Source organism: Cupriavidus sp. FW305-26 (genome assembly GCF_058787975.1).
This window is the reverse complement of record NZ_JBYTAH010000130.1, coordinates 1-8204: the sequence shown is the minus strand read 5'-3', so window position 1 is coordinate 8204 and position 8204 is coordinate 1. Positions and strand designations below refer to the sequence as shown.

10 protein-coding genes are annotated in these 8204 nt (G+C 68.7%); 7 read left to right on the top strand and 3 right to left on the bottom strand.

Annotated features, from left to right (window positions below; all coding sequences use genetic code 11):
- The first annotated feature begins 204 nt into the window (after positions 1–204).
- Positions 205–1437 (top strand): MFS transporter, encoded by a 1233-nt coding sequence (locus tag AC3WQZ_RS34945; RefSeq protein WP_492302095.1) that lies wholly within the window; start codon positions 205–207, stop codon positions 1435–1437.
- Positions 1438–1440: 3 nt separating this feature from the next.
- On the opposite strand, the gene AC3WQZ_RS34940 is transcribed toward AC3WQZ_RS34945, so the two are convergent.
- Complete coding sequence (locus AC3WQZ_RS34940) at positions 1441–1992, bottom strand: MarR family winged helix-turn-helix transcriptional regulator (RefSeq protein ID WP_037025273.1); 552 nt, start codon at positions 1990–1992, stop codon at positions 1441–1443.
- Positions 1993–2098: 106 nt separating this feature from the next.
- Here AC3WQZ_RS34940 and AC3WQZ_RS34935 point away from each other — a divergent pair, with 106 nt between their 5' ends.
- The 3 genes from AC3WQZ_RS34935 (at position 2099) to AC3WQZ_RS34925 (ending at position 4449) form a co-directional block, all read left to right on the top strand.
- Positions 2099–3013, top strand: coding sequence for an EamA family transporter (locus AC3WQZ_RS34935; RefSeq protein WP_010811444.1), 915 nt, complete (start codon positions 2099–2101; stop codon positions 3011–3013).
- Positions 3014–3060: 47 nt separating this feature from the next.
- Positions 3061–3360 (top strand): hypothetical protein, encoded by a 300-nt coding sequence (locus AC3WQZ_RS34930; protein WP_010811445.1) that lies wholly within the window; start codon positions 3061–3063, stop codon positions 3358–3360.
- A gap of 105 nt (positions 3361–3465) precedes the next feature.
- Positions 3466–4449, top strand: coding sequence for a Bug family tripartite tricarboxylate transporter substrate binding protein (locus tag AC3WQZ_RS34925; RefSeq protein ID WP_010811446.1), 984 nt, complete (start codon positions 3466–3468; stop codon positions 4447–4449).
- A 2-nt stretch (positions 4450–4451) separates the two neighbouring features.
- Here the strand turns inward: AC3WQZ_RS34925 and AC3WQZ_RS34920 are convergent, their stop codons facing one another.
- Complete coding sequence (locus AC3WQZ_RS34920) at positions 4452–5132, bottom strand: response regulator transcription factor (RefSeq protein WP_011614340.1); 681 nt, start codon at positions 5130–5132, stop codon at positions 4452–4454.
- Between the two features lie 221 nt (positions 5133–5353).
- Between AC3WQZ_RS34920 and AC3WQZ_RS34915 the strand changes: the two genes are divergently transcribed.
- Together AC3WQZ_RS34915 and AC3WQZ_RS34910 are read left to right on the top strand one after the other, a co-directional pair.
- Complete coding sequence (locus AC3WQZ_RS34915) at positions 5354–6091, top strand: response regulator transcription factor (RefSeq protein ID WP_010811448.1); 738 nt, start codon at positions 5354–5356, stop codon at positions 6089–6091.
- Positions 6088–6813: a histidine kinase gene (locus AC3WQZ_RS34910; protein WP_058697466.1), complete on the top strand. Its 726-nt coding sequence runs from the start codon at positions 6088–6090 to the stop codon at positions 6811–6813. The genes AC3WQZ_RS34915 and AC3WQZ_RS34910 overlap by 4 nt, the downstream gene beginning before the upstream one ends.
- A 51-nt stretch (positions 6814–6864) precedes the next feature.
- Here the strand turns inward: AC3WQZ_RS34910 and AC3WQZ_RS34905 are convergent, their stop codons facing one another.
- Positions 6865–7962, bottom strand: a complete 1098-nt coding sequence (locus AC3WQZ_RS34905) for a porin (protein WP_010811450.1) — start codon at positions 7960–7962, stop codon at positions 6865–6867.
- Positions 7963–8015: 53 nt separating this feature from the next.
- Here AC3WQZ_RS34905 and AC3WQZ_RS34900 point away from each other — a divergent pair.
- Positions 8016–8204 (top strand): hypothetical protein (locus tag AC3WQZ_RS34900; RefSeq protein ID WP_492302094.1); only part of this gene is annotated, 189 nt, incomplete at its 3' end.

Below are 8204 nucleotides of genomic sequence, written 5' to 3'. Positions count from 1 at the left end.
GGGCAGGGGGCGCATGCTGATCGCGGCGGCGGCGGGCCGCTCCGGAAGCAGAAAGGGGGCGAGGGGCGCGCGGCATGTCCTTTTCTCCAAGGTCGGGGACCTATTCTCGCAGGACAGGCGCCCGGGCGCCAGCTAGCATCGGTGCTCAGTTCCTTCCAGGCCGGCGCCCCCCGCTGGCCGCTTTCCGTCTGTCGAGAGCCGCCAATGAGCACAACCATCGACTCCGCGCCTGCTGGCGCGACACCCTCCGCGACATCCCCCCAGGCCGAACGCACCGGTTTCCGCGTGCTGTCGGCGATCAGCTTCGCCCACTTCCTCAACGACATGATCCAGTCGTTGATCCTGGCGATCTATCCGATGCTCAAGGGGGGCTTCAACCTGAGCTTCACCCAGATCGGCCTGCTGACCATGACCTACCAGGTCACGGCATCGCTGCTGCAGCCGGTGGTGGGCCTGTACACCGACAAGCATCCCAAGCCGCATTCGCTGGCCATCGCCATGGCGTTCACGCTGGCGGGCTTGCTGCTGCTGTCGGTGGCGCCGAGCTACGGCGTGCTGCTGGTGGCCGCGGCGCTGGTCGGTACCGGCTCATCGATCTTCCATCCGGAATCATCGCGCGTGGCGCGCATGGCCTCGGGCGGCCAGCACGGGCTGGCGCAGTCGATCTTCCAGGTTGGCGGCAACGGCGGCAGCGCCATGGGGCCGCTGCTGGCCGCGCTGATCGTGCACCAGCAGGCCAGCCTGGCGTGGTTCTCGCTGGCGGCGCTGGTGGGCATCGTGGTGCTGTGGCGCATCGGCGGCTGGTATGCGCGCCAGCTGGCGCAGGGCGCGCGCAAGCACAAGGCCGCCGGCGCGGTGGCCAGCCCGGTTCCCACGCGCCTGGTGGTGCGGGCCATGGTGGTGCTGATGGTGCTGGTGTTCTCCAAGTACTTCTACATGGCCAGCCTGACCTCCTACTACACCTTCTACCTGATGGAGCGCTTCGGGCTGGCGCGCCAGGACGCGCAGCTGCACCTGTTCATGTTCCTGGCCGCGGTGGCGGCGGGCACCATCCTGGGCGGCCCGATCGGCGACCGCATCGGCCGCAAGCGCGTGATCTGGGCGTCGATCCTGGGCGTGGCGCCGTTCACGCTGGCGCTGCCGCACGTGGGCCTGTTCTGGACCACGGTGCTGACCTTCATCATCGGCTTTATCCTGGCCTCGGCGTTCTCGGCGATCCTGGTGTTCGCGCAGGAGCTGATTCCCGGCAAGGTCGGCATGGTGTCGGGCCTGTTCTTCGGCTTTGCCTTCGGCATGGGCGGCATCGGCGCCGCGGTGCTGGGCGGCATGGCCGATACGCATGGCATCCGCGCGGTGTACGAGTACTGTGCCTACCTGCCGCTGCTGGGCCTGCTGACGGTCTTCCTGCCCGACCTGCGCGAGCGTCAGCGGGCCTGACACTCAGGCCGGTTCATTGCCTTCGCCGCCACCGCCCGGTGGCGGCTCGAACATGCGCAGCCAGCGGCGCAGCAGCGCAGCCAGCTGCGCGCGTTCCGTCGCGGTCAGGTCCGCCAGCAGGCGGTGCTCGTTGGCCACGTGCAATTCCAGCGCGCGGTCGACGCGCTCGCGTCCGGTTTCGGTCAGTTCCACCAGCAGCCCGCGCCGGTCTTCCGGATTGGGCTGGCGCCGCACCAGCCCGGCCCGTTCCAGGTGGTCGAGCCGGTTGGTCATGGTGCCCGAAGTGATCATCAGCGAGCCGATCAGCGCGCCCGGCGACAGCGCATACGGCGGCCCCGCGCGCCGCAGCGTCGCCAGCACATCGAATTCCCACGGCTGCAGGCCGGTTTCCCCAAGCGCGGCTTCAATGGCCCGGCTGGTATGGCGGTTGAGCCGGCCCAGCCGGCCGATCACGCCCATCGGCGAGGCATCCAGGTCCGGGCGCTCTCGCGCCCATTGGGCGAGAATGCCATCGACGTGGTCAGGCGTGTCTTCGGGTTTGCGGCGGGCAGTCATCAGCAGGGCGGGCGTGGGAATACGCGATGGGCGGAATACCGAAGTATCTTGACATCAACCAATCGGCTTCGTAAAGTCTATTTATCTTGACATCAAGAATATCGACATGAAGGCGAGTGGATCTTCCTCCCTGGCCGCGACCGGCGGCGTGACCCTCAGGGACATCCTGCTGACCGGGCTGGCCCCGGCCATCTGGGGCAGCACCTACCTGGTCACCAGCCAGTGGCTGCCGCCGGGGCAGCCGCTGCTCTCAGGCGTGATCCGGGCGCTGCCGGCCGGGCTGGCGATGCTTGCCTTCGGCCGGCAACTGCCGCGCGGCAGCTGGTGGTGGCGCGCGGCGGTGCTGGGCGTGCTCAATATCGGCTTCTTCCAGGCCATGCTGTTTATCGCCGCGTACCGGTTGCCGGGCGGGGTGGCGGCCACGGTCGGCGCGATCCAGCCGCTGATCGTGGTGGTGCTGGCGTGGGCCTGGCTGGGCGCACGCCCGCGGCCGGCCGCCTGGCTGGCGGGCGTGGGCGGGCTGCTGGGCGTGGCGCTGCTGGTACTGGGCCCGGCCGCCCGGCTCGATGCCATCGGCGTGGCGGCGGCAGCGGCCGGGGCGGTATCGATGGCGGTGGGCACGGTACTGACGCGGCACTGGCGCCCGCCGGTCTCGCCGCTGGTGCTGACGGCATGGCAGTTGTGCGCGGGCGGGCTGTTCCTGCTGCCGTTCGCACTGGTGCTGGAACCGCTGCCCGGGCATTTCACGCTGGCCAACTGGCTTGGCTATGCGTGGCTGAGCATTGTCGGGGCCGGCTTCAGCTATGCGCTGTGGTTCCGCGGTGTCGGGCGCATGCCGTCGTCCGCGGTGGCGGCGCTGGGGCTGCTCAGCCCGGTCAGCGCCACCGTGCTCGGCTTTCTGGTGCTGGGCCAGGCATTGACGGCGATGCAGGCTGCCGGCGCGCTGCTGGTGCTGGGCAGCGTGTGGCTGGGCCAGCGCGCGGCGGCGCCGGCCGCGGTGACGCGCACGCAGCTGGCCTGATCCGAGATTGCGTCAGCGGCTGCTGCCGGACGGCGTTTTGCGGCATCATGGCGGGCATGAAGTCTGCCGTGCCTCCGTCCCCGCCACCCATCCACCCCGCGTCGGCACCGTCTGCCACGCCTGCCTGCGAGCGCTGCCTGGCGCTCGCCGCCGACCCGCGCCGGCGCGAGCCGCCGTCCTGCCTGGCGCTGCGCGGCACGGTGCCGCTGGTGAGCCAGAGCGCCGCCGGCGTGCCGTTCAGCATGCTTTCCTTTGCCTGCCGCGACTGCGGCACGGTATGGCGCCTGTATGACCGGGCCAACGAACTCTTTGTCTCGTGGGTGCCGGAACGCCCGCTGGTGCGCTGAGCGCGCACGCCCCGATCGGCTAAGATAGCGGCTGCTCCGCGCCAGACCGGCGAACCGCTGCCGCGCCCGGCGCCCTCCTGTCGAAATCTCTCCCGCATTTCCATCATGGCCTTCCCCTTCCGCTCATCCCTGCTGGCCGCCCTGTGCGTGACCAGCGGTGCTGCCGCACTGCCTGCCGCCGCTGCCGACGCCTATCCCAGCCGTCCGATCCGCCTGATCGTCGCCTACCCGACCGGCGGCATCAGCGACACCGTGGCGCGCGCGCTCGGCGAGCGGCTGTCGGCGCAGATGGGCACCTCGGTGGTGGTCGAGAACAAGGCCGGCGCGGGCGGCAGCATCGGCATCGATGCGGTCGCCAAGGCTGCGCCGGACGGCTATACGCTGGGCTTCGCCGCCACCAGCCCGCTGACGCTCAACCCGCATGTCGGCCGCGTCAACTACGACCCGCAGAAGGACGTGGCGCCGGTGATGAGCGTGATGTACTCGCCGGTGCTGGTGGTGGCCACCGCCGGCTTCAGCGGCAAGGGCTTTGCCGACGTGGTCGGCCAGGCCAGCGCCAAACCGGGCTCGGTGCGCTGGGCAACGTCGGGCCTGGGAACGGTTGGCCACGTAGTGCTGGAACAGATCAAGCAGAAGTCGAAGGCCGACATCACGCTGATCCCGTATAAGGGCGCGGGCCAACAGATGAATGACGCGCTCGGCGGCCAGTTCGAGGTGATGAGCACCAACGCCAGCCCGGTGCTGACCCAGCATATGCAGGCCGGCCGCCTGCGCGCGCTGGCGGTGGGTGCGCCCAGGCGCCTGGAGAGCCTGCCCTCGGTGCCGACGCTGGCCGAGCTGGGCTACCCCAAGGCCAACCTGACCTCGACCTTCGGCATCTTCGCGCCGGGCAAGACGCCCGCGGCCATCATCAACCGCCTGAACGCCGAACTGAACAAGGCGCTGGCCGAGCCGGAAGTCCATGAGCGCCTGCTCAAGGGCGGCGAAGTGCCGACCGGCGGTACGCCGGCGCAGTTTGCCAAGGCCATCCGCGAAGAGTCCGCGGAGAACGCCCGCATCGTCAGGGACGCGGGCATCAAGGCCGATTGAGGCTAGGCCGCATCGAGGCGGCTGCCCAGCCCGTACACCGACGACAGCCGCACGCCGTTGTGCGGCCACAGCGCCAGCTTGGTGCGCACGCGCGACAGGTGGCTGTCCACCGTGCGCGAGGCCGGGTCCATGTGGTAGCGCCAGACCTGGTCGACCATGGCCTGGCGCAGCACCAGCGAGCCCAGGTTGCGGAACAGCAGCACCGCCAGGTCGAATTCCTTGGGGGCCAGCAGCACCGGCTTACCCTGGACCCACACGCGCCGCTCCGCGGTGGCAAAGCGGAACACGCCGTGCTCCAGGTCGCATTCATCGACCGCCGGCCTGGCGCGGCGCAACAGCGCCAGCACGCGCGCGGCCAGCTCGGCCGTGCGCAGCGGCTTGGGCACGTAGCTGTCGGCGCCTTGCGCAAAGCAGGCCGCGACGAAGGCTTCTTCGTTGGAGGTGCCGGTCAGCATCACCGGCATCTCGTTGCCGAGCGTGCGGCGCACCCATGCCAGCACTTCCAGGGCCGGGATCCCCGGCGTATCGCAGTCGAGCATCAGCAGATCGAACGACCGGCCGCGCAGCGCGCCGATCATGGTGCGTCCGCTGAGATAGCGCGTGCACTGGTGCCCGTTCAGGCGCAGGGTCTGTTCGATGCTGACGGCGAGGGTCGGGTCCGCCTGCAGCGCGGCGATGTTCACGAGAGTGGCTCCTGCGCGGGCGCATCGGAATGCGCCGATGGATGGACAGAGCTTGGCACTGCGGGCCCGCTCGGCACGCAGCGAAGCCCATGGTAGGAGCGGCCTGCTGAGGCGAGAAGTAAAAGATTGTTGAAAATCGAGATTGAGGTCTTTCCTATTCGTGCCGAAGGCAACGCGGTCTTAAATGTCCCGCTAGTGTTCTGTTCCGTCGGAGACAACACATGGGAAAGAAAATGGCATCGCGCATTGCATCGCTTGAAGACGCGCCCGCGGATGCGGCGCTGATCCGGCAGGTCATTACCGGCGCGGGACATGACTGCGTGACTTTCGCCGAAAGCCGGCGCCTGCTGCTGGCGCTGCGCGACGCGGGCTTCGACCTGCTGCTGCTGGACTGGCAGATGCCGGACCTGTCCGGGCGCGAGGTACTGGCCTGGGTGCGTACCCACCTCGACCGCCGCATCCCGGTGATGTTCCTGACCTGCCGCGAGGCCGAGCTCGACATCGTCAACGCCCTGGCGGCCGGCGCTGACGACTACATGGTCAAGCCGGTGCGCCCGGCCGAGCTGGCCGCGCGCATCGACTGCCTGCTGCGGCGCGCGTATCCCGCGCAGCTGGCGCCGCTCGCGCCGTTGCGGCTGGGCGAGTACGCTTTTGACTGCGCCCTGCGCAAGGTCACCTGCAATGGCGATCCGGTCAGCCTGACGCCCAAAGAGTTCGACCTGGCGGTGCTGCTGTTCCGCAACGAGGGGCGCATCGTCACGCGCGATCACATCACCGCTGCGGTCTGGGGCCGCGAGATCTCGCCGCTGTCGCGCACCATCGATACCCATGTCTCGCGCGTGCGCAGCAAGCTCGGGCTGCAGGCAGGGCACGGCTTGCGGCTGACGCCGGTCTACACGCATGGCTACCGGCTGGAGCGTACCGACCGCCCGGAGCGCACCGAACGGGCCGCCGCATGAGAGCGTCCCGGCTGCACCAGGCGGGGCTGGCCGTGGCACCGTGGCTCGGCGGCCGGCCGGTCGCGCAGCGGCGCGCTGATGTGCGCAACCCCGCCGCCGTGCACGACATGCTGCTGCACGTGCTTGGCCACGACCTGCGCGCACCCAATGCCTCGCTGCTGGCCTGGCTGGAACTGCGCCGCACGCGGGCCCAGGCCGACGCCGCGCTGCTGGCGCAGGTCGGCAGCCATGCGCGCCGTTCGCTGCGCCAGATCGACGACCTGAACCGGCTGCTGCGCGAAACGCGCCACGCCTATCGCATGCGCCGTATCGCCATGGAATCGCTGCTGGATGAAGCGCTGGACCGCGTCTGGACCCTGGCCAGCGAGGCCGGCGTCCGGCTTGAACGGCCGGCCGGCCGCCTGCCGCGCCTTGGCGGGGACCAGGCCATGCTGGCGCAAACGCTGGAATGGCTGCTGACCAGCGCGATTGATGCCGCGGCGCGGGAGACTGCGCTGCGGATCACGTGCCGTGGCCATGCCGGCGGCCTGGCGCTGTGGCTGGCGTTCGATTCCGCCGACGACGAAAGCGCCGCGCGGCTGGCGCAGCCCGGGCCGGCGCTGCTGTGCGCACAGCGCGTGGTGGCGCGGCATGGCGGCGTGCTGGTGCCGCTGCAGCCGATGGGCGAAGCCACCTCGCAGGCCGGCTGGTACCTGTGGCTGCGGCGCCGGCCGCGCCCATGAAAAAAGGCACCCGAAGGTGCCTTTTGCCAGGAACTGCTGATCGGGTGTCGATCAGAAGATGTGGCGGATACCCAGTGCAGCGCCAGTCTGGTTGTTGCGGCCCGGCATTTCGGTGGTGGTGCCGCCCGAAACCTTGTTGAAGTCAACCGTGCCGTAGACCTGGGTGCGCTTGGACAGCGAGTACTCGGCCAGCAGCACGCCGGTGTAGCGGCGGCCGTTGTTGTCGTTCACGCCGTTCTTGTTCTCGACGTAGTCGCCGTAGAACACGCCGGTCAGCGCCAGGGCCGGGGTGGCCTGGTAGGTCAGGCCGATGTAGCCGAGGGTGTCCTTGCGCGGGTTGCTGGCAGCGCCGGCGGTGACCACGGCCGGAGCAGGCGCGGCAGCCGAGTTGTTCAGGAAGCCGTTGTCGATCACGCCGGTGCGGTCCTTGCCGCCGACGTAGCCCACGAACAGCTTGGCCGGACCAAAGGCGTACTTACCGGCAGCGCCCCACATTTGCTGCTTGTTGCCGTTGATGTCGCGGATTTCCTGGTACACGCCGCCGATGCCGAACGGACCGAACGAGTAAGCGGCACGGGTGCCCCAGTACTGGTTCTTGGTCATGCTGCCCGGCTGCTCGCCGAAGCCGTAGCTGGCGCCCACGTCCAGGCCGCCGAACTTGCCGCCGTAGCTGACCACGTTGTCGCTGCGGAACTGGGTCAGGAAGAACGGCCAGGCGTTGTTGGTGTAGTTGCCGATGGTCAGCGGATCGTAGTCGCCGAAGAAGTTAAAGCCTTCGGTGTACTGGCGGCCCAGCTTGATCGTGCCGAAGTCGCCCGACAGGCCAACGTAAGCCTGACGACCGAACAGGCGGCCGTTCGGGTTGGTGGCGCTGGCCTGGTTGGAACGGCCGGTGTCCGGATCGAAGCCGCCTTCCAGCTGGAAGATTGCCTTCAGGTTATTGCCGAGGGCTTCGCTGCCCTTCAGGCCCCAGCGGCTGTTGGTGACGGCGCCGTTGGTCAGTTCCCACAGGTTGTCGTTGTTGGCGTTGGAGTTCGTCTGGAAGCGGATGCTCTGGTCAACGATACCGTACAGGGTAACGGACGATTGTGCGAACGCCGAACCTGCCAACAGGCTGCCGGCTGCGAGGACGATGGCCGATTTCTTCATGGTGCTCCTTTTCTGTCTTGTACTGTTCTCTCCGCCGGATCACGGCGGGGACGATGTCTACGTTTCGTTGTAGACGCCGCGAAAATTTAACAAAACGTAAGCTACAAGGACACAAAACTCCGCCAAGCTGCCCTTTCAAGCAGGATTTTGGTGCAAATCCGTTGTCTCGCCGCTACAGAATTCCGAATTGGGGCGTTCTGGCAGCGCTGGCAGCTGGCCTGCACACTGGGCTGGTGGGGAAT

Excerpts from the sequence above, each read along its gene's own strand:
- AC3WQZ_RS34945 (WP_492302095.1), top strand. The coding sequence starts at position 205 with ATGAGCACAACCATCGACTCCGCGCCTGCTGGCGCGACACCCTCCGCG.
- AC3WQZ_RS34940 (WP_037025273.1), bottom strand. The coding sequence starts at position 1,992 with ATGACTGCCCGCCGCAAACCCGAAGACACGCCTGACCACGTCGATGGC.
- AC3WQZ_RS34935 (WP_010811444.1), top strand. The coding sequence starts at position 2,099 with ATGAAGGCGAGTGGATCTTCCTCCCTGGCCGCGACCGGCGGCGTGACC.
- AC3WQZ_RS34930 (WP_010811445.1), top strand. The coding sequence starts at position 3,061 with ATGGCGGGCATGAAGTCTGCCGTGCCTCCGTCCCCGCCACCCATCCAC.
- AC3WQZ_RS34925 (WP_010811446.1), top strand. The coding sequence starts at position 3,466 with ATGGCCTTCCCCTTCCGCTCATCCCTGCTGGCCGCCCTGTGCGTGACC.
- AC3WQZ_RS34915 (WP_010811448.1), top strand. The coding sequence starts at position 5,354 with ATGGGAAAGAAAATGGCATCGCGCATTGCATCGCTTGAAGACGCGCCC.
- AC3WQZ_RS34910 (WP_058697466.1), top strand. The coding sequence starts at position 6,088 with ATGAGAGCGTCCCGGCTGCACCAGGCGGGGCTGGCCGTGGCACCGTGG.
- AC3WQZ_RS34905 (WP_010811450.1), bottom strand. The coding sequence starts at position 7,962 with ATGAAGAAATCGGCCATCGTCCTCGCAGCCGGCAGCCTGTTGGCAGGT.